The organism is Peteryoungia algae, from assembly GCF_030369675.1.
GTDB lineage: Bacteria > Pseudomonadota > Alphaproteobacteria > Rhizobiales > Rhizobiaceae > Allorhizobium > Allorhizobium algae.
Map to the genome: position 1 here is coordinate 1953165 of NZ_CP128477.1, position 22576 is coordinate 1975740.

The window sequence follows — 22576 nt, forward strand, 5'->3', positions numbered from 1 at the left end:
GGAGCCGCCCGGAGAAACGAGCAACGCCAGGCGGACCGATGATCAAGACTCCCCACAAAGTCGACCTTCCCCTTCCCAAGCGCGAAGTTTCCGATCCGGATGCCTTGGCCGGCGAGATCATGGAAAAGCTGACCTACAGCATCGGCAAGGATGCCAAGGTCGCCACACCGCATGACTGGCTGACCGCCACCATTCTCGTGGTCCGCGACCGCATCATCGACAAGTGGATGGAATCCACCCGCAACACCTACATGAACAACGGCAAGCGGGTTTATTATCTCTCGCTCGAATTCCTCATCGGCCGCCTGCTGCGCGATGCGATGTCGAACCTCGGCCTCATCGACGACATGCGGCTTGCACTCCAGTCGCTCTCTGTCGAATTCGACGTGATCGCCGGCCTCGAGCCGGATGCAGCACTCGGAAATGGCGGACTTGGACGTCTGGCGGCCTGCTTCATGGAAAGCATGGCAACGGTCAACATCCCCGCCTATGGCTATGGCATTCGTTATGTCCACGGACTGTTTCGCCAGCAGATGGCAGAAGGCTGGCAGGTCGAACTGCCGGAAAGCTGGCTCGCCCACGGCAATCCCTGGGAATTCGAACGCCGCGAAAGCTCCTATGAAGTCGGCTATGGCGGCACGGTCGAGACGACAGAAGGCCCCGACGGCGAGCCCCGTTACGTCTGGAAACAGGGCGAGCGCGTCATCGCGACCGCCTTCGATACGCCGGCTGTCGGCTGGCGCGGCGAACGTGTCAACACGCTGCGCCTGTGGTCGGCGCAACCGATCGACCCGATCCTGCTCGACGCATTCAACGCCGGTGACCACATCGGCGCTCTGCGCGAGAGCAACAAGGCCGAATCCCTGACCCGGGTCCTCTATCCGGCCGATGCGACATCTGCCGGTCAGGAACTGCGCCTGCGCCAGGAATTCTTCTTCTGTTCGGCCTCCCTCCAGGACATCGTCCGCCGCCACCTGCAGCAGGGCAACACGCTCGCGCAGTTGCCCGACAAGGTCGCCATCCAGCTCAACGACACCCACCCGGCCGTCTCCGTCGTCGAACTCATGCGCCTCCTGGTCGACGTCCATGGCGTCGCCTTCAACGACGCATGGGAGATTTGTTCCAAGACCTTCTCCTACACCAACCACACACTTCTGCCCGAAGCGCTGGAAAGCTGGCCCGTGCCGCTCTTCGAACGCCTCCTGCCGCGTCACATGCAGCTCGTCTATGCAATCAATGCCAAGATCCTGCTCGACGCCCGCAAGAACCGTGGCTTCACCGATCACGAGATCCGTCAGATCTCGCTGATCGACGAAAGTGGCGACCGCCGTGTGCGCATGGGCAATCTCGCCTTCATGGGCTCCCACTCGATCAACGGCGTATCGGCTCTGCATACCGAGCTGATGAAGGAGACGGTCTTCTCCGATCTTCACAAGCTCTATCCGACGCGGATCAACAACAAGACCAACGGCATCACCCCGCGCCGCTGGCTGATGCAGTGCAATCCGGATCTGACAGACCTGATCAAGGAAGCGATCGGCCCCGAATTCCTCGATGACGCCACCAAGCTCAAGGGCCTCGATGCCTTCGCCGACGACGCTGCCTTCCAGCAGAAGTTCGCGGCGGTGAAGTTGGCCAACAAGCAGAAGCTCGCGAGCCTCGTTGCCAGTCGCATGGGCATCAAGCTCAATCCGCATGCGATGTTCGACATCCAGATCAAGCGCATCCATGAATACAAGCGCCAGCTCTTGAACATCATCGAGACGGTCGCCCTCTTCGACCAGATCCGCTCGCATCCGGAACGCGACTGGGTACCACGCGTAAAACTCTTCGCCGGCAAGGCTGCACCCAGCTACCACAATGCGAAACTGATCATCAAACTGGCCAACGACGTCGCGCGCGTCATCAACACGGATCCGTCGGTCCGCGGTCTCCTCAAGGTCGTCTTCATTCCCAATTACAACGTCTCTCTCGCCGAAGTCATGGTACCGGCCGCCGACCTCTCCGAGCAGATTTCCACGGCCGGCATGGAAGCGTCGGGAACCGGCAACATGAAGTTCGCGTTGAACGGTGCATTGACGATTGGAACGCTTGACGGCGCCAATGTCGAAATGCGCGATCATGTCGGCGAGGAGAACATCGTGATATTTGGAATGACCGCAGACGAGGTCGGTCGCGTGAGAGCCGAGGGGCACAATCCGCGCGCCGCGATCGATGCGTCGCGTGAACTGCAACAGGCCTTGTCCTCGATCGCATCGGGCGTCTTTTCGCCTGACGACCGCGACCGTTATGCCGAGCTGATGCAGGGCATATACCAGCATGACTGGTTCATGGTTGCCGCCGATTTCGACGCCTATGCCAAGGCGCAGCGTGAGGTGGACGACATCTGGACTGATACTTCCGCCTGGTATTCCAAGACCATCCGCAATACCGCGCGCATGGGCTGGTTCTCGTCGGACCGCACCATCCGGCAGTACAACGCGGACATCTGGAGAGCTTGATGGCAAAATCACCGAAGAGGAGCGGTGACGAAGTGAAGCCGCACACACCGTCGGCAACAGAAATCGAAGCGATCATCCACGGATCCCATGGCGATCCCTTCTCCTTTCTCGGTGTCCACGAGGCCGGCGAAGGCTACCTCGCCCGCTGCTTTATCCCCGGCGCCGAAACCGTGGTCGCCTACAATCTCGCCGGTGAAGAGATCGGCACGCTGGCCCGGCATCACGATGCAGGCTTCTTCTCGGGTGCTGTGAAGCTTGCCGGTGTCCTGCCGGTGCGCTATCGGGCCACGCGCGGCGACGCCGAATGGACAGTGACCGATCCCTACAGCTTCTGGCCCATTCTGGGGCCGATGGACGATTACTTCATCCGCGAAGGATCGCATTTGCGCCTCTTCGACAAGATGGGCGCCCATCCGATGAAACATCAGGGCGTCGATGGCTTCCACTTCGCCGTCTGGGCTCCCAATGCGCGACGCGTCTCGGTCGTCGGCGACTTCAACGACTGGGATGGTCGCCGCCACGTCATGCGACTGCGCCGCGACACCGGAATCTGGGAAATCTTCGCGCCCGACGTGCGCGCCGGGTCCACCTACAAGTTCGAGATTGTCGGCCCGCATGGCGAACTTCAGCCATTGAAAGCGGATCCCTATGCCCGCCGTGCCGAACTGCGGCCGAAGAATGCCTCGGTTACAACGCCGGAACTGGAGCAGGTCTGGGACGACGAGGACCACCGCAAGCACTGGTCGAGTATCGACCAGAGGCGCCAGCCGATCTCCATCTACGAGGTCCATGCGGGCTCGTGGCAACGCCGCGATGATTGCTCCATGCTGTCATGGGACGAAATGGCGGCTCGGCTGATACCCTACTGCATCGACATGGGCTTCACCCATATCGAATTCATGCCGGTCACCGAGCACCCCTATGATCCCTCCTGGGGCTACCAGACGACTGGGCTCTACGCGCCAAGCGCCCGCTTCGGCGAACCGGAGGGCTTCGCCCGCTTCGTCAACGGCTGCCACAAGGTCGGCCTCGGCGTTATCCTCGACTGGGTGCCGGCGCATTTTCCGACGGACGCGCACGGGCTCCGCCACTTCGATGGTACCGCGCTCTATGAGCATGCCGACCCGCGCCAGGGCTTCCACCCGGACTGGAACACGGCGATCTACAATTTCGGCCGCCAGGAAGTCCTGTCCTACCTGATCAACAATGCCCTTTACTGGGCCGAGAAATTCCACCTCGACGGCCTGCGCGTCGATGCCGTCGCCTCGATGCTCTACCTCGATTATTCCCGCAAGGAAGGCGAGTGGATCCCAAATGAGTATGGCGGTCGGGAAAACCTCGAGGCCGTGCGCTTCCTCCAGCAGATGAACCACCATGCCTATGGCAGCCACCCCGGCATCATGACCATTGCGGAGGAAAGCACCTCCTGGCCCAAGGTGTCGCAGCCCGTGCATGAGGGTGGTCTCGGCTTCGGCTTCAAGTGGAACATGGGCTTCATGCACGACACTCTGAGCTATTTCGCCAGAGACCCGATCTATCGCAAGCACCACCACAACGAACTGACATTCGGTCTGCTCTACGCCTTCTCGGAAAACTTTGTCCTGCCGATTTCCCACGACGAAGTCGTGCACGGCAAGGGTTCGATGATCGCCAAGATGCCCGGCGACGACTGGCAGAAATTTGCCAATCTGCGCGCCTATTACGGATTGATGTGGGGCCATCCGGGCAAGAAACTGCTGTTCATGGGCCAGGAATTTGCCCAGTGGGGCGAGTGGTCGGAGGAGCGCTCGCTCGACTGGAACCTGCTCGATTACGCGCCGCATGAGGGCATGCGCCGGCTCGTCCGCGATCTGAACTTCACCTACCGCTCGAAGGCGGCACTGCATGCGCGCGATTGCGAAGGTGAAGGGTTCGAATGGATCGTCGGCGACGACCAGGAGAATTCGGTCTTCGCCTGGCTGCGCAAGGCGCCCGGCGAAAAGCCGATCGCCGTCATCTGCAACCTGACGCCGGCCTATCACGAACGATACGAATTGAGCTTGCCTGCGGCCGGCCGTTGGCGTGAGATAATGAATACCGATGCCGAGATCTATGGCGGCAGCGGCAAGGGTAATGGTGGCCGCGTGGAGGCGCATGCCACGGGAAGCGGATGGGCGAGAGCAGGTCTGACCCTGCCGCCGCTGGCCGTGATCATGCTGGAATTGGAACAGTAAGGGGAGGATACACATGACGGAAAAGAAAACAAAAAGCCTGTCACGCGACGCCATGGCCTATGTGCTGGCCGGCGGTCGCGGAAGCCGCCTCAAGGAGCTGACGGACCGCCGCGCGAAGCCCGCCGTCTATTTTGGTGGCAAGGCCCGCATCATCGACTTTGCCTTGTCCAACGCCCTCAATTCCGGCATTCGCCGCATTGGCGTGGCCACCCAGTACAAGGCCCATTCGCTGATCCGCCACATGCAGCTCGGCTGGAACTTCTTCCGCCCTGAGCGCAACGAAAGCTTCGACATCCTGCCGGCATCCCAGCGCGTCTCGGAGACCCAGTGGTATGAAGGCACCGCCGACGCCGTCTTCCAGAACGCCGACATCATCGAATCCTACGCGCCGGAATACATGGTCATTCTCGCCGGTGACCACATCTACAAGATGGACTACGAACTCATGCTTCAGCAGCATGTGGACACCGGCGCCGACGTCACCATCGGCTGCCTCGAAGTGCCGCGCATGGAAGCCGTCGGTTTCGGCGTCATGCATGTCGATGCCACCGACAGGATCATCGACTTCGTCGAAAAGCCCGCCGACCCGCCGGGCATTCCCGGCAATGAAGACTGCGCGCTCGCCTCGATGGGCATCTATGTCTTCAACACCAAGTTCCTGATGGAATTGCTGCGCCGCGACGCCGCCGATCCCGACTCCAGCCGTGACTTCGGCAAGGACATCATCCCCTATGTGGTAAAGAGCGGCAAGGCAGTCGCCCACCGCTTTGCCCAGTCCTGCGTCCGCTCCGATTTCGAGCGCACCCCCTACTGGCGCGATGTCGGCACGATCGATGCTTACTGGCAGGCCAATATCGACCTCACCGACATCGTCCCGGAACTCGACCTCTACGACAAGACATGGCCGATCTGGACCTATTCGGAAAACACCCCGCCGGCCAAGTTCGTCCATGACGACGAGGGGCGACGCGGCTCGGCGATTTCCTCGCTGGTCTCGGGGGATTGCATCATTTCCGGCTCTTCACTGTACAAGAGCCTGCTGTTCACCGGCGTTCGCGCCAATTCCTATTCCCGTCTCGAAGGTGCGGTCGTCCTGCCCAAGGTGCAGATCGGCCGTCATGCGCGTCTCACCAATGTCGTGATAGACCATGGCGTGGTGATCCCCGAAGGGCTCATCGTCGGCGAGGATCCGGAAATGGATGCCAAGCGCTTCCGCCGCAGCGAAAACGGGATATGCCTCATCACACAGGCAATGCTCGACAAACTGGGTTAGACATATTCATGAAGGTCCTCTCGGTCGCCTCCGAACTCTATCCTTTGATCAAGACCGGAGGCCTCGCCGACGTTGCGGGCGCGTTGCCGATCGCGCTCGCCGCCCGTGGCGTCGACACGAAAACCCTTATTCCCGGCTACCCAGCGGTGATGAAGGCCGTCAAGAAACCGAGAAAGGTCCACGAATTCGAGGATATCCTCGATGAGCGTGCGACCCTGCTCGAGGTCCGCCACGAGGGTCTCGACCTGCTCATCCTCGACTGCCCGCCGCTCTACGAGCGATCGGGCGGTCCCTATCTCGACAGCCAGGGTCGTGACTATCCGGACAATTGGAAACGCTTCGCCGTGCTCTCCAAGGTGGGCGCGGAGATCGCCTCCGGCGCGCTCCCCGGCTTCAAGCCGGATCTGGTTCACGTTCATGACTGGCAGGCGGCCCTCGTGCCCGTCTACATGCGTTATGCCGAGGCGCCGGAAGTCCCGAGTCTGATCACGATTCACAATATCGCTTTCCAGGGCCAGTTCGGTGCGACAGTCTTCCCCGATCTCGGCCTTCCGGGACATGCCTGGCATGAGGCGCTCGAATATTACGGCACCATCAGCTATCTGAAGAGCGGCCTCCTCACAGCACACGCACTTTCGACGGTCAGCCCCTCTTATGCCGATGAAATCCTGACGCCCGAATTCGGCATGGGCCTAGATGGCGTGATCGCCAGCCGCGCCGACGACCTCTATGGCATCGTCAACGGCATCGATGCCGATGTCTGGAACCCCTCGTCCGACCCGCTGCTGGCGAGCCACTACTCGGCCACGTCATTGAAGAAGCGCGCGGGGAACAGGGCAGCCCTTGTCGAGCGTTTCGCCTTTGACGGCGATGATGGCCCGATCTTCTGCGTGATCTCGCGCCTCACCTGGCAGAAGGGCCTGGACCTCGTGCCAGAGGTGATCGACGAAATCATCGATGCCGGCGGAAGGCTCGCAATCCTCGGCTCTGGCGACAGTAGCATCGAGTCCGCCTTGCAGACCGGCGCCACGCATCACCGCGGCCGCGTCGGCATGGTGCTTGGCTACGACGAGACGCTCTCGCATTTGATGCAGGCCGCATCCGACGTGATCCTCGTACCATCACGCTTCGAGCCCTGCGGCCTGACCCAGCTCTACGCACTGCGCTACGGCTGCATTCCCCTTGTCGCCCGCACCGGCGGCCTTGCCGACACCATTGTCGACGCGAATGAAGCAGCGCTTGCCGCCGGCGTCGCGACCGGCATCCAGTTTGCGCCTGTGACCACGGACGCCTTCCGCCGCGCCATCCGCCGCACGCTCAGGCTCTACCGTGACCAGCGCCTCTGGTCGCAGATGCAGAAGCAGGGCATGAAGTCGGACGTCTCCTGGAACAGGAGCGCAGCCGCCTATGCCGATCTTTATCAACGCCTCGTCGCGAAAGGCCAGTAATCGATGATCTCGACCGTGTCCACGAAACCGTATGCGGACCAGAAACCGGGCACATCCGGCCTGCGCAAGAAGGTTCCGGTCTTCCAGCAGGAGAACTATGCGGAAAACTTCATCCAGGCGATCTTCGACAGCCTCGAAGGCTTCGAAGGCCAGACGCTGGTGATTGGCGGTGACGGTCGCTATTACAATCGCGAAGTCATCCAGGTGGCACTGAAAATGGCCGCCGCCAATGGCTTCGGCAAGGTCATGGTCGGAAAGGGCGGCATACTGTCGACCCCCGCCGCCTCGCATGTCATCCGCAAATACAAGGCCTTTGGCGGCATCGTGCTGTCGGCCAGCCACAATCCCGGCGGCCCGACCGAAGACTTCGGCATCAAATACAATATCGGCAATGGCGGCCCGGCTCCGGAAAAGATCACCGATGCGATCTTTGCCAGAACCCGCAACATCGACAGTTACAAGATCGCCGACGTGGCCGATATCGATCTCGACACGATCGGTGCCTTCGATCTCGCAGGCATGACGGTGGAGGTGATCGATCCGGTTGCCGACTATGCCGACCTGATGGAAGCCCTGTTCGACTTCCCCGCCATTCGCGCTCTGATTGCAGGTGGTTTCCGCGTGGTGATCGACAGCATGAGCGCCGTCACCGGCCCCTATGCCGTCGAAATCCTTGAGAAGCGCCTTGGGGCGCCTGCCGGTTCTGTTCGCAACGAAATCCCCCTGCCCGACTTCGGCCACCACCACCCGGATCCGAACCTCGTGCACGCCAAGGAACTCTATGACGATGTCATGAGCCCCGAAGGTCCCGACTTCGGCGCTGCTTCCGACGGCGATGGCGACCGCAACATGGTCGTCGGCAAGGGCATGTTCGTCACACCTTCCGACAGCCTTGCGATGATCGCCGCCAACGCCACATGTGCGCCCGGCTACAAAAACGGGATTGCCGGTATCGCCCGCTCGATGCCGACAAGTGCCGCCGCTGACCGCGTCGCGGAAAAGCTCGGCATCGGCATGTATGAGACCCCGACCGGCTGGAAGTTTTTTGGCAACCTGATGGATGCCGGCAAGGTCACCGTCTGCGGCGAAGAAAGCTTCGGCACCGGCTCCGACCATGTGCGCGAAAAGGACGGTCTCTGGGCCGTGCTCTTCTGGCTCAACATCATTGCTGCCCGCAAGCAGAGCGTGAAAGAGATCGTCGAGGCCCATTGGGCCGAATACGGCCGCAACTACTATTCCCGCCACGACTATGAAGGCGTCGATACGGACAGTGCCAACGCCCTCGTCACAGCCCTCCGTGCAAAGCTCGACAGCCTGCCCGGCACTGAAATCAACGGCCTGAACGTCAGCGCCGCCGACGACTTCGCCTATCACGACCCGATCGACCACTCCGTCTCGAAGAACCAGGGCATCCGCATCCTTTTCGAAGGCGGCAGCCGCATTGTCTTCCGCCTCTCCGGCACCGGCACCTCGGGCGCCACGCTGCGCCTCTATGTCGAGCGCTACGAACCCGACACCAGCAGCCACGGCATCGAGACGCAGGCAGCACTTGCCGATCTGATCGTGGCAGCCGAGGAAGTGGCCGAGATCAGGCGCTACACCGGCATGAATGAGCCGACTGTCATCACCTGATCCCAGAGATCTTCTCGCGCAGTGAAACCCCGGTGTCTTCGACACCGGGGTTTTTCTTTGGCAGTGGCACGCCCGCAATTGACTCTGCCATCATATCCACTATTCTGGATATATGGATGAAAAAACGACGATCGCGGCGCTGGCCGCCCTGGCCCAGCCGACCCGCCTCCAGACATTCCGTCTGCTCGTGGCGCATGAGCCGGATGGTATTCCCGCCGGAGAACTCGCGCGCCTGATCGGCGTACCGCAAAACACCATGTCGGCGCATCTGTCGACATTGTCCCAGGCCGGCCTGGTCACGGGCGAGCGCCAGAGCCGCTCGATCCTCTACCGCGCCGATCTCGATCGCTTTCGCGCCGTCGCCCTATACCTGCTCAAGGATTGCTGCGGCGGCAATGCCAGCCTCTGCCAGCCGCTGATCGACGATCTCGCCTGCTGCAGCCCTCCACTTCGACCCACACATCCAAACTGAGAGACCGGCCATGTCCGACAAGATCTACAACGTGCTCTTCCTCTGCACCGGCAATTCCGCCCGCTCGATCATCGCCGAAGCGATCCTGAACCGTCTCGGCCAGGGCAGGTTCAAGGCATATTCTGCAGGCTCCCAGCCCAAGGGTGAAGTTCATCCCTACACGCTGCAGCTTCTGAAGGGCATGAATTACGACACGAGCTTTGCTCGCTCGAAGAACTGGGACGAGCTTGCGGGACCGGGCGCACCGGAACTCGATTTCGTCTTCACCGTCTGTGACAATGCCGCCGCCGAAGCCTGCCCGGTCTGGCCGGGCCAGCCGATGACCGCCCATTGGGGCGTACCGGATCCGGCTGCAGCCGAAGGCACCGATAGCGAGAAGCATTTCGCCTTCGCCGACACCCATCGCATGCTCAACAACCGCATTTCGATCTTCGTCAGCCTGCCGATGATGAGCCTCGACAAGCTGTCTTTGCAGAAGCGCCTGAACGAAATCGGCAAGGCGACCGACGCTGCAAGCTCCAATCCCGAGGTCGCCTGAACATGTCCACGTTTGAACGCTACCTGACCCTCTGGGTCGCATTGGCCATTGTTGCCGGCATCGCGCTTGGCTCCCTGTTTCCAGGCCTTTTCCAGCTCATTGGTTCGGCCGAGATCGCCAAGGTAAACCTGCCGGTCGCCGTGCTGATCTGGTTGATGATCATTCCCATGCTGATGAAGATCGACTTCGCCGCCATTCGCGAGGTCGGCACGCATTGGCGCGGCATGAGCGTTACCCTCTTCGCCAACTGGGCGGTGAAGCCCTTTTCCATGGCGGTTCTGGGCTGGATCTTCATCGGCTGGCTCTTTGCACCCTTCCTGCCCAGTGACCAGATCGACAGCTACATTGCCGGCCTGATCCTCCTGGGGGCCGCGCCCTGCACCGCCATGGTCTTCGTCTGGTCCAACCTGACACGAGGCGATGCCCCCTTCACCCTGACCCAGGTCGCCCTCAACGATGCCGTCATGGTGCTGGCATTCGCCCCGATCGTGGCCATCCTGCTCGGGGTTTCCTCGATTATCGTGCCGTGGGATACGCTTCTGATCTCGGTCGCCCTTTTTATCGTCGTCCCCGTCATCGTCGCACAGATATTGCGCCGGGCGCTTGGCAGCGGCGATGGCCGTGCCCTGCAGCGCTTCCAGGACAATATCCAGCCGCTGTCGATTGGTGCACTTCTCTTCACTGTCGTGCTGCTCTTTGCCTTCCAGGGCAATCAGATCCTCGCCCAGCCGATCGTGATCGCGATCCTCGCTGTGCCGATCTTCCTTCAGACCGTCTTCATCTTCGGCTTTGCATATCTGGCAAACCGCATGACCGGTGAAGCCCATTGTATTGCCGGACCTTCCGCGCTGATCGGCGCCTCCAACTTCTTCGAACTGGCAGTCGCTACTGCCATCAGCATCTTCGGCTTCAATTCGGGTGCAGCCCTAGCCACCGTTGTCGGCGTCCTGATCGAAGTCCCCGTCATGCTGATCCTGGTTGCAATCGTCAATCGCAGCAAGCCCTGGTACGAGGCCGGCAGCGCCGTGACCGCCCGAAACGCCACGCAAGCAAAGGCCTGAACATCCATGACCGTCACCATCTACCACAACCCCGCCTGCGGCACCTCGCGCAACACGCTGGACCTCATCCGCCATGCCGGCATCGAGCCTGTTGTCATTGAATATCTGAAGACCCCGCCGAGCAAGGAAGACCTCGCAGCCATGATCGCCGCTTCGGGCCTTTCCGTGCGCCAGGCGATCCGCGAAAAGGGCACGCCCTATGAGGAACTCGGCCTTGCCGATCCGGCCCTTTCGGACGACCAGCTGCTCGACGCAATGATCGCGACACCGATCCTGATCAACCGCCCGCTTGTGGTCACCGACATGGGCACCCGCCTCTGCCGTCCCTCCGAAGTGGTCCTCGACATTCTGCCATCAGACGCTTTTACCGCCGCCTTCGTCAAGGAAGATGGCGAGGCCGTGCTCGATGCGGAGGGCAAGCGCATTGTCTGATGGAGATCCCAACCTGCCGGCCGCCGATCTCGATCACCTGCGCATGCCGGATCTGGAGGCGCTGCGGCAACCCTTCTCCACCCACAAGCCGCGCATCCTGATCCTCTACGGTTCGCTGCGCCAGGTTTCCTTCAGCCGGTTCCTGGCAATGGAAGCCAAGCGCCTGCTGGAGCATTTCGGGGCCGAGGTCAAGGTCTTCGATCCCTCCGGCCTGCCCCTGCCCGACGATGCACCCGTCAGTCATCCCAAGGTGCAGGAGTTGCGTGACCTATCCACCTGGTCCGAAGGGCAGGTCTGGGTGAGCCCAGAGCGTCACGGCACGCTGACCGGCATCATGAAGGCACAGATCGACTGGATTCCCTTGTCCGTCGGCGCCGTCCGTCCGACCCAGGGAAAGACGCTCGCCGTCATGCAGGTCTCTGGCGGCTCTCAGTCGTTCAATGCCGTCAATGCCATGCGTCTGCTCGGCCGCTGGATGCGGATGATCACCATTCCAAACCAGTCCTCCGTCGCCAAGGCATGGCAGGAATTCGACGGCAACGGACGCATGAAGCCCTCGTCCTATTACGAGCGCGTCGTCGACGTCTGCGAGGAATTGATCAAATTCACGCTGCTGACACGCGACATCTCGGATCACCTTACCGATCGCTACAGCGAGCGCAGGGAAGCAGCCGTGAAGGGTGTGAACCTCAAGGCAATGTAAGCGCAGCTGCTCTGGCCGAAAAACGCTCGCCTGCTATGGTTCGGCAAGGCGAGCGAATCAACCGGACCATGGGGCGAAATATGACGGACGCGATGCTCGGAGCCACCCTCGGCAAGACTGGCGCCGATTTTCGTCTCTGGTCGCATCATGCGGATCGCGTGGAGCTCTGCCTCTTCGACGAGCGGGGCGAGGCTGAACTGGTCCGCATCCCCATGTCCCGCGACGAAGACGACGTAAACCACGTCTTCGTTGAAGGCTTGAAGGAAGGCGCACGCTACGGCTTCCGCATCCACGGCCCGTATGATCCGGCCGAAGGCCACTGGTACGACCCATCCAAGCTGCTGATCGACCCCTACGCCACCGAGCTGGACCGGTCTTTTGTTTATGATCCTAGGCTTGGCCAGTTCGGCGTCGAGACGGCCGATCTGATGCCGAAGTCGATCGTGAAGGCGCACAAGCTGCTGAAGCCCATGATGCCACTCGGTGAGCGCACCGGCTTCATCTACGAGGTCAACGTCAAGGCGCTGACCATGCTGCATCCTGACGTGCCCGAGGCTCAACGCGGCACGCTATCCGCCCTCGCCCATCCCGCCATCCTCGCCCATCTGCGCCGCATCGGCGTCGACATGGTCGAGCTCATGCCGATCACCGCCTGGATCGACGAGCGTCATCTTCCACCGCTCGGCCTCACCAACAGCTGGGGCTACAACCCCGTCGCCATGATGGCGCTCGATCCGCGTCTCGTGCCCGGCGGCGTGAAGGAATTGCGCGAGACGGTCGCGGCCCTGCATGCCGAAGGCATCGGCGTCATCCTCGACCTGGTCTTCAACCACACCGGCGAAAGCGATGTCCACGGCACCACGCTCTCCCTGCGCGGCATCGACAATCGCTCCCTCTTCCGCCATGTGGCGGGCGATCCCGGAACTCTCGTCAACGACACCGGCTGCGGCAACACGCTCGCCTGCGACCACCCCATTGTCCGCCGGCTGATCGTCGACACCCTGCGCCACTTCGTCCTCTCTGCCGGAGTCGACGGCTTCCGCTTCGACCTCGCCCCGATCATGGGCCGCCATTGGGACGGCTTCCATCAGGACGCCCCGACCCTCAAGGCCATTCTCGAAGACGAGGTGCTGGAGGACCGCATCCTGATCGCCGAACCCTGGGACATCGGCCCCGGCGGATACCAGCTCGGCCGTTTCCCGCCCGCCTTCCTCGAATGGAACGACCGCGCCCGCGACACCATCCGCCGCCACTGGCGCGGCGATGCGGGAACGACGGGCGATCTTGCAACGGCGCTGGCCGGCTCCGCCGATCTCTTCGCCCATGACGGTCACAGCCAGACCCGCAGCGTCAACTTCATCGCCGCCCATGACGGCTTCTCGCTCTACGACCTCGTCTCCTTTGAGCACAAGCACAACGAGGCGAACGGCGAGGAAAACCGGGACGGCCACAACGAGAACCATTCCTGGAACAACGGCACCGAGGGCGAAACCACAGACAAGGCGATCCTGAAGAAGCGCCGCCAGGATGTCGAAGCCCTGCTCTCCACGCTTTTTGCCAGCCGCGGTGCCGTCATGCTCACTGCCGGCGACGAGTTCGGCCGCACGCAACGCGGCAACAACAATGCCTATTGCCAGGACAATGCGCTCACCTGGCTTGACTGGTCGAAGACAGATGAAGACTTGATCGAATCCACCGCGCGCCTCGCCGCCATGCGCCAGCGCTTCTCCTGTTTCATGGACACGGCCGTTCTGGCAGGCGATGGCGATGTCGAATGGCTGAATGTCGAAGGCCTGCCGATGACCGCCGGCGACTGGCAGACCCCGGATCTCGGCTCCTTTGCCATGCTGCTCACGGCCATCGATCGCGAAACCGGCAAGGATTGTCGCGTCGCTGTGCTGGTGAACCGGTCCGCGGACACACAGGATTATAGTCTGCCGATTGCAGAAAGGCGCAAATGGCGCCGTCTGCACACCGGACGAAGTGCTGCCAAGGCGAGCGTAAAGCCTCGGACGGTGGATTTCTGGGTCGAGAGCTAGAATTCTCGCCGATCTGTGACCGAACCCTATTCCGCATGACACCAAGCGGCTGTAGCCTGCGGGAATTATTGAAGGATCGGGTCTTTTCATGCCGCAAGAGATTTCACTCAGGGACGTGCCGGGCCTCGTCGGAAGCGTTGTCGGCGTGTCTGACTGGATCACCGTCGACCAGACGATGATCGACGCCTTCGCAGGCGCCACCATGGACCATCAGTTCATTCACACCGACCCGGTGCGGGCTGCGGCCGAAACGCCTTTCGGCGGCACGATCGCCCACGGATTTCTGACGGTTTCGCTGCTGTCGGCCATGAACTTCAACTGCCTGCCCAAGATCCGCGAGCAGACTCTCGGCATCAATTACGGCTTCGACAAGCTGCGTTTCATGTCGCCGGTCAGGACGGGCAAACGTATCCGGGGATCGTTCAAACTCGCGGCAGCCCGCTTCCGTGGGGCCGGCATGCTGATGAACACCTATGAGGTGACCGTCGAAATCGAGGGCGAGCGCAAGCCGGCGCTGACCGCCGACTGGATCACCATCTCCCAGTTCGACCCGAAGGATCGGCCGGACAACATCTGATACCTGGAACGAGGACGGCCATGAACGATGAGCGCGCTGAAGTCATCCGGCAGAGCTTTCTCCGTCAGGCCAGGGCCTGTGAAGATCTTGGGTCGCCGTTTACCGCTCGTCTCTGCACGCTCGTGGCAGAGCGGCTGACCGAAGAAACCCCGGTCGGTGCCACGATCCTCGGCTGGCCCGGAAATCCGGACGGCACTGGCGACGCGCTGGCGCTGCGGCTGGCGGGCACGCTGCATGCGCTGGTCCGCTCTCGCCGGGACCCGGCATTGTCAGCCGTCTATCCACCCCATACCGTCGGCGACGACACATTCTGGTCCAGCGTGGAGGCCGCCATCCACCGCGACGAGGCCTTCATTCTCGAGCGCCTTGCATCGGCCCCGCAGACCAACGAGGTGCGCCGTTCATCCGCCCTGCTTCCCGGCTTTCTGACCATCGCGACATTGACCGGAAAACCGCTGGTCCTGTCGGAAGTCGGCGCCAGCGCCGGCCTGAACCTGCAATGGGACCGCTACGCCTATCGGCTGGGCGATTTCAGTTGGGGCAAGGCCTCGTCAGTCGACCTCGCCCCGCGCTGGGAAGGTCCACCTCCCCCCGGGGCTGACATAGAGGTGGCCGAGCGCGCCGGCTGCGACCGCAATCCCCTCGACCCGGCCTCCGAGGACGACCGCCTGCGGCTCTTCTCCTATATATGGGCCGACCAGCAGGACCGCCTCGACCGAACGGCAGCGGCCCTTGCCATGGCTACGGAGAGCGGCCTGAAGGTCGAGAAAGCCGACGCGATCGACTGGCTACGGCAACGCCTCGCCTTGCCGCGGCCTAGCGTGACGCATGTCATCTGCCACACCATCGCCTGGCAATATCTGCCACCAGCGCTGAAGGCCGAAGGCGAAGCCCTCATCGCCGACGCTGGAGGCCGGGCAACGCAAGAAGCGCCCCTCGCCCGCCTGCAGCTCGAAGCCGACGGCAAGCCGGAGGGCGCCGCAATCCTGCTCACGCTGTGGCCGACAGGCGAAACCCGCGAGATTGGCCGCGCGGATTTTCACGGGCGCTGGGTGAAATGGGTTGGGTGGGAAGGTTCAGACGCTTGAGTTGAACAGAGCCGGTCTCACGCCCACTATCGGCCCGAAGCGGACATCAACTGTCGGACATTGGAGTCTTGAAAATCCCAATATTTGAGGAAAGCCCGGCGACTACCTAAAGAGGAGGCTGCCGCCATTGTAGCAAAACATTGAATTTCGCGACAGGCTACTCGGCCTTCCGGTTGATACGCGAACCGGTGGGTAGAACCTCCAAACTGCGTCGGTCCATCTGCGCGAGCACCTCCTCGAATCCATAGTGCGGCGTCCAGGCAAGCCGACGCATGGCTTCAGCGGAACAGTATACGCGATCTATGGTCTTTGGCAGACCCCAGCCCCTTCGGTCGAATTCGGCGGCAAGGGATGGCGCTCGTCGTTTAATGACGGGCACTGCATCAGACGCGAGGGCCTTACAGTCTTGAAGGAAAAATGGGGTGGCCGCCGAGATTACATAGCGCTGGAAATGCGCTCCTTCGTTCATCAGTGCCAACACATGTGCGTCCGCAACATCTCTAACATCAACGCCACGATGCAATCGATAGGCCGCCATCACATCGCACGGTTCAGGAAAACTACGCGACATGCGCAGAACGCGCACGCCCAACTGCGCGCACGCCATGTCTTCCAAGACACGCTCCGCTTCGAGTTTTGTGTGGTGGTAAATACTCTTGGGCTGCGGAGGCGTGTTTTCATCAATCCATGTGCAGGAACCAGAAGCAACAGCGTGACCATACAAAGCTGTTGTGCTGGTGAAGACCAGTCGCTTCACGCCCGAAGCAATTGCGACTTTCGCAACGAGGCGAGTTCCTTCCACATTGATGCGGCGGAATTCCTCGTCGGCAGCGTGTCCGACATGTGGTGCGTGCAGCGCGGCCGTATGAATCACCGCATCAGCGCCCTCGAATGCGCTGCTCAGGAGCCGTTCATCGGCGAAGTCTCCGACAAGATGGGTGGTTGAAAACGGTGAGCGATCGATGCCGACAACATTATGATTGTTTGCCAAAGCGCTGAAAATAGTGCGGCCAACCCGCCCGGAACTACCAGTAATCGCTATGCGCATATATCATATCCCGGCCCTCATTGCCGCAAAGTTCCCAACTAGAGCGACACTTGTATTCCTGACATTCACAACGTTGCAGAATAGGGAGTTTTGCGACAGCCGCAATGACTGCAATTGGCGCAAAGCCGCCATCCGCTCTCCACACTTCCGAGTCGCGTGCTACCTCGCAATGCCGTCACCGCACTTGCGCCGCATCCGCCCTCAAAAAAAAAAGGCCGGGTCACCCCGGCCTCCTCAAACCCCATCGAACATCCCCGCCCCTCAGAGAGAGGCATCCTCTGCGCCCTCGACCAGCATGCCGAAGGCGTATTCGGCAAACGACCGCCAGCATTCGACGCGGAACGTCTCTTCCTCGACGCGGTAGAGGATGATCTCGATCTTGCCGAACACGGTGCGCGTCACGGCACCGACCGGGAAGGCGGCAAGCGTGAGGTCGAGCGGGCTCGCCGCGTTGAGCGTGTCGGCAGCGGCCGGACCCGAGACGATGATCGCAGTGTTGCGATGGGAGATGTCGGTGGCAGAGTGAACCACGCCGGATGTTGCGCAGTCGGCCATCAGCGCATCGCCCTTCTCGTCGATCAGCAACCACTCGTCCGGCCCGATCCAGAATGCCGTGCGCCCCTTGGCAGAGGCCGAAGCCTTCGGCTTCATCGGAAGCTTCACGCCAAGCGACTTGGAGAGGCCGGCGACCGCATCGGCACCCGCACGCAACGACACGCGGGTCGCGGGAATTGCCGGCGTCAACCGCACCTTGGCGCTGCCGCCATGGAAGCCGGCAAGAACGGTCCTGCGGTCTGCAACAGACATATCAACCATGGATGCGGCCTCCTTCCTTGTCTACGAACACCATGTCGGTCACTTCGACCGCGATGGTCTTGTCCTTCATCGGCACATAGAGCGTCTCGCCCATGCGCCCGCGTCCGCCGGCCACCATGGCAATCGCGATCGAGCGCCCGAGATTTTCTGACCAGTAGGACGAGGTCACATGCCCGAGCATGGTCATCGGCTTCGGCTGGTTCGGATCGGCAACGATCTGGCCGCCTTCCTCGAGAACCTCGTTCGGGTCCTTGGTCATCAGCCCGACCAGCTGCTTGCGGCCTTCCTTGACCAGATCCGGACGTTTCATGCCGCGAATACCGACGAAATCGGTCTTCTTCTTCGACACCGCCCAGGAGAGCCCCGCATCATCGGCAGTCAATGTGCCGTCGGTATCCTGACCGACGATGATGTACCCCTTCTCGGCGCGCAGCACGTGCATGGTCTCGGTGCCGTAGAGGCAAGCGCCGAGTGACTGAGCCCGCTCCCAGATCTGACGGAGGACATCAGCGCCGAAGTCGGCGGGAACATTGACTTCGAAACCGAGCTCGCCGGTGAAGGAGACGCGGAAGAGCCGTGTCGGCACGCCACAGAATTTGCCTTCGGCCACGCTCATATGCGGAAAGGCTTCGTTCGAAATGTCGATGCCCTCGACGAAGGGCGCAATGATGTCGCGTGCCTTCGGACCCTGGACGGCAATGACCGCCCATTGTTCCGTGGTCGAGGTGAGCCAGACCTTCAGCTGCGGGAATTCGGTCTGCAGATAGTCTTCCATGTGGTGCATGACGCGCGGCGCACCGCCCGTCGTGGTCGTCACGTGGAAACGATCCTCGGCCAGACGCCCGACGACACCATCGTCATAGATGAAGCCGTCTTCCCGCGTCATGATGCCATAGCGTGCCTTGCCCGGTTTCAGCGTGTCCCAGGCATTGGTATACATCAGGTTGAGGAACTTGGCCGCATCAGGCCCGACAACCTCGATCTTGCCGAGCGTCGAGGCATTGAACACACCGGCCGTGTCGCGCACGGTCTTGCATTCGCGGTTGACGGAGGCATGCATGTCTTCGCCCGGCTTCGGGTAATACCAGGCACGCTTCCAGTTGCCGACGTCTTCGTAGACAGCGCCCTGGGAAACTTCATAGGCATGCATCGGCGTCTTGCGGGTCGGATCAAACAGCGCATCACGCGAGTGGTTGATCAGCGTACCGAAGGTGACAGGCGTATAGGGCGCGCGGAAGGTGGTGAGACCGACCTGCGGGATCTCCTTGCCGAGCACCTCGGCTGCAATGGCGAGGCCATGCATGTTGGACAGCTTGCCCTGGTCAGACGCCATGCCGTTGGTGGTGAAGCGCTTGATGTGTTCGATCGAATGCATGCCCTCACGCACGGCAAGACGGATGTCCTTGGCGCAGACATCATGCTGGAAGTCGACGAAAGCCTTGACGTTGTCCTCACGGCCCGCCCCTTCGGCAGCGCCGATCATGCCGCCGGTCCAGGCATGGGCATTGGAACCGGTGAGCGAAACGGAAGGCGTCTCGGTCGCACCCGCAGCCTTGGCCGAGGAAACACCGGCAGCCGTTGCCTCGTCGAGCAGCGCCTGCAGATCGTCAGTGCCATTGCAGCCACCGACGGAGACGCAATCCTGCGCGTAGACGTCAGGCAGGAAACGGTCGTTGGCGGCATCATATTTCAGCTTGCCGCGCGACTGCGAGAACATGTGCACAGACGGTGTCCAGCCGGCCGACATCAGAAGCGAATCGACCTCGATCTTGCGGGTGGAACCGCCGCCATTGCGGCGTACCGTGATCGAGCGGACGCGCAGGCGACCTGCCGTGTCGACCACGCCATGGCCGGTCAGCACCTCGATGCCGAGCGCACGCGCCTGGGCCAGAACACCCTCGCCCGGCTTCTCGCGGGCGTCGACGATGACCGGCACCGAGACGCCTGCCTTCTTCAGATCGATTGCCGCTTCATAGGCCGAGTCATGCGCCGTATAGACGCCAACTTTCGCACCGACGGCGACGCCGAAATGGTTCAGATAGGTACGGGCCGCAGAGGCCAGCATGATGCCCGGACGGTCATTGTTGGCGAAGACCATGTGCCGTTCGATCGAACCGCTGGCGATGACCACCCGCTTGGCGCGGACCTGCCACAGCCGCTCGCGCGGCTGGTTCCTCGACGGCTTGGCAATATGGTCCGTGACGCGTTCGACCAGCGCCACGTAGTTGTGGTTGTGATAGCCGAAGGCTGTGGTGCGCGAGAGCACGGTGACGTTCGGCATGGCCTTGAGCTTGGCGACCACACTTTGCGCCCAGTCCCAGCCGCTCTGGCCGTCGACGGTCGCGCCCGTGTCGAAGTGGAAGGCGCCGCCCATCTCCGGCTGTTCATCGACGATCATGACGCGCACGCCCGTCTGGGCTGCCGCCAGTGCCGAAGCAAGACCAGCCGCACCGCCGCCCATCACCAGAACGTCGCAATGCGCATAGCGGTTGGCGTAGTGGTCCGGATCCGCTTCCTTGGGCGCATGGCCGAGACCGGCCGCACGGCGGATGAAGGGTTCGTAGATCTGGTGCCAGGCGGCCTTCGGCCACATGAAGGTCTTGTAGTAGAAACCGGCGGCGAAGAAGGGCGAGAGCAGGTTGTTGACCTCGCCGATGTCGAGCGACAGCGACGGCCAGCGGTTCTGCGTTTCGATCTTCATCCCGTCGAAGACCTCCTGCACCGTTGCCCGCACGTTGGGCTGGCGACGGGCAGCGTCCCGCGAGACGTCAAGCAACGCATTCGGCTCTTCCGGACCGGCGGTCAGAATGCCGCGCGGACGGTGATACTTGAACGAGCGGCCGGCGAGATGCATGCCATTGGCAATCATCGCGGACGCGACGGTATCGCCTTCATATGCCGTCAACGTACGGCCATCGATGGTGAAACGGGCCGTCAGGGCGGGCGTCAGGCGGCCCTTGCCGGGAATACGGTTGGCAGCACTCATGCCTTTTCTCCCTTCGATGCAGACGGGGCAACCAATGTTGCGGGATCGGGCATGGGCTCACCAGCCTTGTAGGTCAGCAGGATCTTGTCGGAGATGGTGTCGCGGGCCGCGTTGAAGAAGCGCCCGCAGCCATGGATATGGCGCCAGCGTTCGAAGATCAGGCCCTTCGGATTGTCGCGCAGGAAGAAGTAATCGGCGAATTCCTCATCCGTGATCGAGGCGATATCGGCAGGGCGCGCGATATGCGCTTCACCGGCAGCGCGAAATTCGAGCTCTGCTCGCTCTTCTTCGCAATAGGGGCATTTGATGACCAGCATGTTGGGCTATCCCTAAATTCAGTGCGCCACGGCAGCGGCGGCTGCCTCGTCGATGAGGCGGCCGGTACGGAACCGGTCGAGCGTCAGGCCCTGGGCCAGCCTGTGCGGCTCGCCCTTGGCGATGAGATGGGCAAAGAGATTGGCCGAACCCGGCGTCGCCTTGAAGCCACCCGTCCCCCATCCGGCATTGACGAAGAGGTTCTGAACCGGCGTGACGCTCTGGATCGGCGAGCGGTCGGCCGTGTTGTCGGTGATCCCGCCCCACTGGCGCATCATCTTCACACGACGGAACATCGGGAAGAGTTCGCAGATGGCGTCCAGCGTATGCGTGATGATCTGCATGCCGCCGGTCTGGCTGTAGGAATTATACTGGTCGGTACCGGCACCGATGACCAGCTCACCCTTGTCCGACTGCGAAATATAGGCATGTACGGTGTTCGACATGACAACGCAGGGGAAGATGGGCTTCAGCGGCTCAGACACAAGCGCCTGGAGCGGCGTGGAGTGAACAGGAAGACGCACGCCCGCCATGCCCATGACCACCGAGGAGTGGCCGGCTGCGGAAACGCCGACCTTCTTCGCGCCGATGAAGCCGCGCGTGGTCTCGACGCCGGTCACTTCGCCGTTCGGCCCGCGACGCAGGCCCGTCACTTCGGTGTTCTGGATAATATGCACACCGCGATCGGACGCTGCACGGGCATAACCCCAGGCAACCGCATCATGGCGCGCCGTGCCGCCACGCCGCTGGAGGGCCGCACCATTGATCGGGTAGCGGGCATTCTTCGAGATGTCGAGCGGCGGGCAGAAAGCCTTGGCCTGTTCCGGCGTCAACCACTCATTGTCGATGCCATAGAGACTGTTGGCGTTGACATGCCGCTTGAAGGACTGCTGGTCATGCACATTGTGCGACAGCATCATCACGCCGCGCGGCGAATACATGACATTATAGTTCAAATCCTGGGACAGGCCCTCCCAGAGCTTCAGCGAATGCTCGTAGATGTCCATGCTCTCTTCATAGAGATAGTTGGACCGGATGATCGTCGTGTTTCGACCGGTATTGCCACCACCGAGCCAGCCCTTCTCGATCACGGCGACATTGGTGATGCCGTGCTCCTTGGCGAGATAATAGGCGGCACCCAGGCCATGACCGCCTGCGCCGATGATGATGACGTCATAGGACTGCCGCGGCTCGGGAGAGACCCACTGAGCCTCCCATCCCTTGTGGGCACGCATGGCCTCACGGACAACGGCAAAGACCGAATATTTGCGCATTCGCCTTAAACTCCTGTGGTTCAGGCACTGGGGTAGGACGATACAACTCGCAGATCAACCCTCAACATGACGTCCGTTTTGCGACGCAATGTCACCCGGCTTTCGACACCTTGCCAAACGCACTCTTCGCGACCGAAAATTCTCGGCTACAAGCCTTGCA

At 61.8% G+C, this 22576-nt stretch carries 18 protein-coding genes; 13 read left to right on the forward strand and 5 right to left on the reverse strand.

Going from position 1 to position 22576, the window contains the following annotated elements:
- Positions 1-38: 38 nt before the first annotated feature.
- The 13 genes from QTL56_RS09510 (at position 39) to QTL56_RS09570 (ending at position 15977) form a co-directional block, all read left to right on the forward strand.
- Positions 39-2501, forward strand: coding sequence for a glycogen/starch/alpha-glucan phosphorylase (locus tag QTL56_RS09510; protein WP_229574578.1), 2463 nt, complete (start codon positions 39-41; stop codon positions 2499-2501).
- A complete protein-coding gene (gene glgB / locus QTL56_RS09515; RefSeq protein WP_245136066.1) occupies positions 2501-4714 on the forward strand; it encodes a 1,4-alpha-glucan branching protein GlgB in 2214 nt (737 codons plus the stop codon). The genes QTL56_RS09510 and glgB overlap by 1 nt, the downstream gene beginning before the upstream one ends.
- 13 nt (positions 4715-4727) lie before the next feature.
- Positions 4728-5987, forward strand: a complete 1260-nt coding sequence (gene glgC / locus QTL56_RS09520; protein ID WP_229574580.1) for a glucose-1-phosphate adenylyltransferase — start codon at positions 4728-4730, stop codon at positions 5985-5987.
- Positions 5988-5995: 8 nt separating this feature from the next.
- Positions 5996-7435, forward strand: a complete 1440-nt coding sequence (gene glgA, locus QTL56_RS09525) for a glycogen synthase GlgA (protein ID WP_245136063.1) — start codon at positions 5996-5998, stop codon at positions 7433-7435.
- A gap of 3 nt (positions 7436-7438) precedes the next feature.
- Positions 7439-9067 (forward strand): alpha-D-glucose phosphate-specific phosphoglucomutase, encoded by a 1629-nt coding sequence (locus tag QTL56_RS09530; RefSeq protein WP_245136062.1) that lies wholly within the window; start codon positions 7439-7441, stop codon positions 9065-9067.
- A gap of 112 nt (positions 9068-9179) precedes the next feature.
- Positions 9180-9539 (forward strand): ArsR/SmtB family transcription factor, encoded by a 360-nt coding sequence (locus QTL56_RS09535; RefSeq protein WP_245136060.1) that lies wholly within the window; start codon positions 9180-9182, stop codon positions 9537-9539.
- A 10-nt stretch (positions 9540-9549) separates the two neighbouring features.
- A complete protein-coding gene (locus tag QTL56_RS09540) occupies positions 9550-10077 on the forward strand; it encodes an arsenate reductase ArsC (RefSeq protein ID WP_245136058.1) in 528 nt (175 codons plus the stop codon).
- 2 nt (positions 10078-10079) lie between these two features.
- The gene (gene arsB / locus QTL56_RS09545) at positions 10080-11138 is read left to right on the forward strand and encodes an ACR3 family arsenite efflux transporter (RefSeq protein ID WP_245136055.1); all 1059 of its coding nucleotides are present in this window, start codon (positions 10080-10082) and stop codon (positions 11136-11138) included.
- A 6-nt stretch (positions 11139-11144) separates the two neighbouring features.
- Entirely contained in the window at positions 11145-11570 is a 426-nt protein-coding gene (arsC, locus tag QTL56_RS09550; RefSeq protein WP_245136053.1) for an arsenate reductase (glutaredoxin), read from the forward strand.
- On the forward strand, positions 11545-12273 hold the full coding sequence (arsH, locus tag QTL56_RS09555) for an arsenical resistance protein ArsH (RefSeq protein WP_267498968.1): 729 nt from the start codon (positions 11545-11547) through the stop codon (positions 12271-12273). The genes arsC and arsH overlap by 26 nt, the downstream gene beginning before the upstream one ends.
- 80 nt (positions 12274-12353) lie before the next feature.
- Complete coding sequence (gene glgX, locus QTL56_RS09560) at positions 12354-14312, forward strand: glycogen debranching protein GlgX (RefSeq protein ID WP_245136051.1); 1959 nt, start codon at positions 12354-12356, stop codon at positions 14310-14312.
- 88 nt (positions 14313-14400) lie between these two features.
- Positions 14401-14889 carry a MaoC family dehydratase gene (locus tag QTL56_RS09565; protein ID WP_245136049.1) on the forward strand — a complete coding sequence of 163 codons (489 nt, stop codon included), beginning with the start codon at positions 14401-14403 and terminating at the stop codon, positions 14887-14889.
- A gap of 20 nt (positions 14890-14909) precedes the next feature.
- Positions 14910-15977: a DUF2332 domain-containing protein gene (locus tag QTL56_RS09570; RefSeq protein ID WP_245136047.1), complete on the forward strand. Its 1068-nt coding sequence runs from the start codon at positions 14910-14912 to the stop codon at positions 15975-15977.
- 157 nt (positions 15978-16134) lie between these two features.
- On the opposite strand, the gene QTL56_RS09575 is transcribed toward QTL56_RS09570, so the two are convergent.
- The 5 genes from QTL56_RS09575 to QTL56_RS09595 all read right to left on the reverse strand — a co-directional run bounded on the left by QTL56_RS09575 (position 16135) and on the right by QTL56_RS09595 (position 22416).
- Complete coding sequence (locus tag QTL56_RS09575) at positions 16135-17025, reverse strand: NAD-dependent epimerase/dehydratase family protein (RefSeq protein ID WP_245136045.1); 891 nt, start codon at positions 17023-17025, stop codon at positions 16135-16137.
- Between the two features lie 261 nt (positions 17026-17286).
- Complete coding sequence (locus QTL56_RS09580; RefSeq protein ID WP_245136044.1) at positions 17287-17841, reverse strand: sarcosine oxidase subunit gamma; 555 nt, start codon at positions 17839-17841, stop codon at positions 17287-17289.
- Positions 17834-20827: a sarcosine oxidase subunit alpha gene (locus QTL56_RS09585; RefSeq protein ID WP_245136042.1), complete on the reverse strand. Its 2994-nt coding sequence runs from the start codon at positions 20825-20827 to the stop codon at positions 17834-17836. Before QTL56_RS09585 ends, QTL56_RS09580 begins: the two co-directional genes overlap by 8 nt.
- The gene (locus QTL56_RS09590; RefSeq protein ID WP_110791586.1) at positions 20824-21144 is read right to left on the reverse strand and encodes a sarcosine oxidase subunit delta; all 321 of its coding nucleotides are present in this window, start codon (positions 21142-21144) and stop codon (positions 20824-20826) included. The genes QTL56_RS09585 and QTL56_RS09590 overlap by 4 nt, the downstream gene beginning before the upstream one ends.
- Positions 21145-21162: 18 nt before the next feature.
- Positions 21163-22416 carry a sarcosine oxidase subunit beta family protein gene (locus tag QTL56_RS09595; RefSeq protein ID WP_229574594.1) on the reverse strand — a complete coding sequence of 418 codons (1254 nt, stop codon included), beginning with the start codon at positions 22414-22416 and terminating at the stop codon, positions 21163-21165.
- Positions 22417-22576 lie beyond the last annotated feature (160 nt).

What these genes read in the sequence shown, in the direction of transcription:
- QTL56_RS09510 (WP_229574578.1), top strand. Translation starts at nt 39, where the DNA reads ATGATCAAGACTCCCCACAAAGTCGACCTTCCCCTTCCCAAGCGCGAA.
- glgB (WP_245136066.1), top strand. Translation starts at nt 2,501, where the DNA reads ATGGCAAAATCACCGAAGAGGAGCGGTGACGAAGTGAAGCCGCACACA.
- glgC (WP_229574580.1), top strand. Translation starts at nt 4,728, where the DNA reads ATGACGGAAAAGAAAACAAAAAGCCTGTCACGCGACGCCATGGCCTAT.
- glgA (WP_245136063.1), top strand. Translation starts at nt 5,996, where the DNA reads ATGAAGGTCCTCTCGGTCGCCTCCGAACTCTATCCTTTGATCAAGACC.
- QTL56_RS09530 (WP_245136062.1), top strand. Translation starts at nt 7,439, where the DNA reads ATGATCTCGACCGTGTCCACGAAACCGTATGCGGACCAGAAACCGGGC.
- QTL56_RS09535 (WP_245136060.1), top strand. Translation starts at nt 9,180, where the DNA reads ATGGATGAAAAAACGACGATCGCGGCGCTGGCCGCCCTGGCCCAGCCG.
- QTL56_RS09540 (WP_245136058.1), top strand. Translation starts at nt 9,550, where the DNA reads ATGTCCGACAAGATCTACAACGTGCTCTTCCTCTGCACCGGCAATTCC.
- arsB (WP_245136055.1), top strand. Translation starts at nt 10,080, where the DNA reads ATGTCCACGTTTGAACGCTACCTGACCCTCTGGGTCGCATTGGCCATT.
- arsC (WP_245136053.1), top strand. Translation starts at nt 11,145, where the DNA reads ATGACCGTCACCATCTACCACAACCCCGCCTGCGGCACCTCGCGCAAC.
- arsH (WP_267498968.1), top strand. Translation starts at nt 11,545, where the DNA reads ATGCGGAGGGCAAGCGCATTGTCTGATGGAGATCCCAACCTGCCGGCC.
- glgX (WP_245136051.1), top strand. Translation starts at nt 12,354, where the DNA reads ATGACGGACGCGATGCTCGGAGCCACCCTCGGCAAGACTGGCGCCGAT.
- QTL56_RS09565 (WP_245136049.1), top strand. Translation starts at nt 14,401, where the DNA reads ATGCCGCAAGAGATTTCACTCAGGGACGTGCCGGGCCTCGTCGGAAGC.
- QTL56_RS09570 (WP_245136047.1), top strand. Translation starts at nt 14,910, where the DNA reads ATGAACGATGAGCGCGCTGAAGTCATCCGGCAGAGCTTTCTCCGTCAG.
- QTL56_RS09575 (WP_245136045.1), bottom strand. Translation starts at nt 17,025, where the DNA reads ATGCGCATAGCGATTACTGGTAGTTCCGGGCGGGTTGGCCGCACTATT.
- QTL56_RS09580 (WP_245136044.1), bottom strand. Translation starts at nt 17,841, where the DNA reads ATGGTTGATATGTCTGTTGCAGACCGCAGGACCGTTCTTGCCGGCTTC.
- QTL56_RS09585 (WP_245136042.1), bottom strand. Translation starts at nt 20,827, where the DNA reads ATGAGTGCTGCCAACCGTATTCCCGGCAAGGGCCGCCTGACGCCCGCC.
- QTL56_RS09590 (WP_110791586.1), bottom strand. Translation starts at nt 21,144, where the DNA reads ATGCTGGTCATCAAATGCCCCTATTGCGAAGAAGAGCGAGCAGAGCTC.
- QTL56_RS09595 (WP_229574594.1), bottom strand. Translation starts at nt 22,416, where the DNA reads ATGCGCAAATATTCGGTCTTTGCCGTTGTCCGTGAGGCCATGCGTGCC.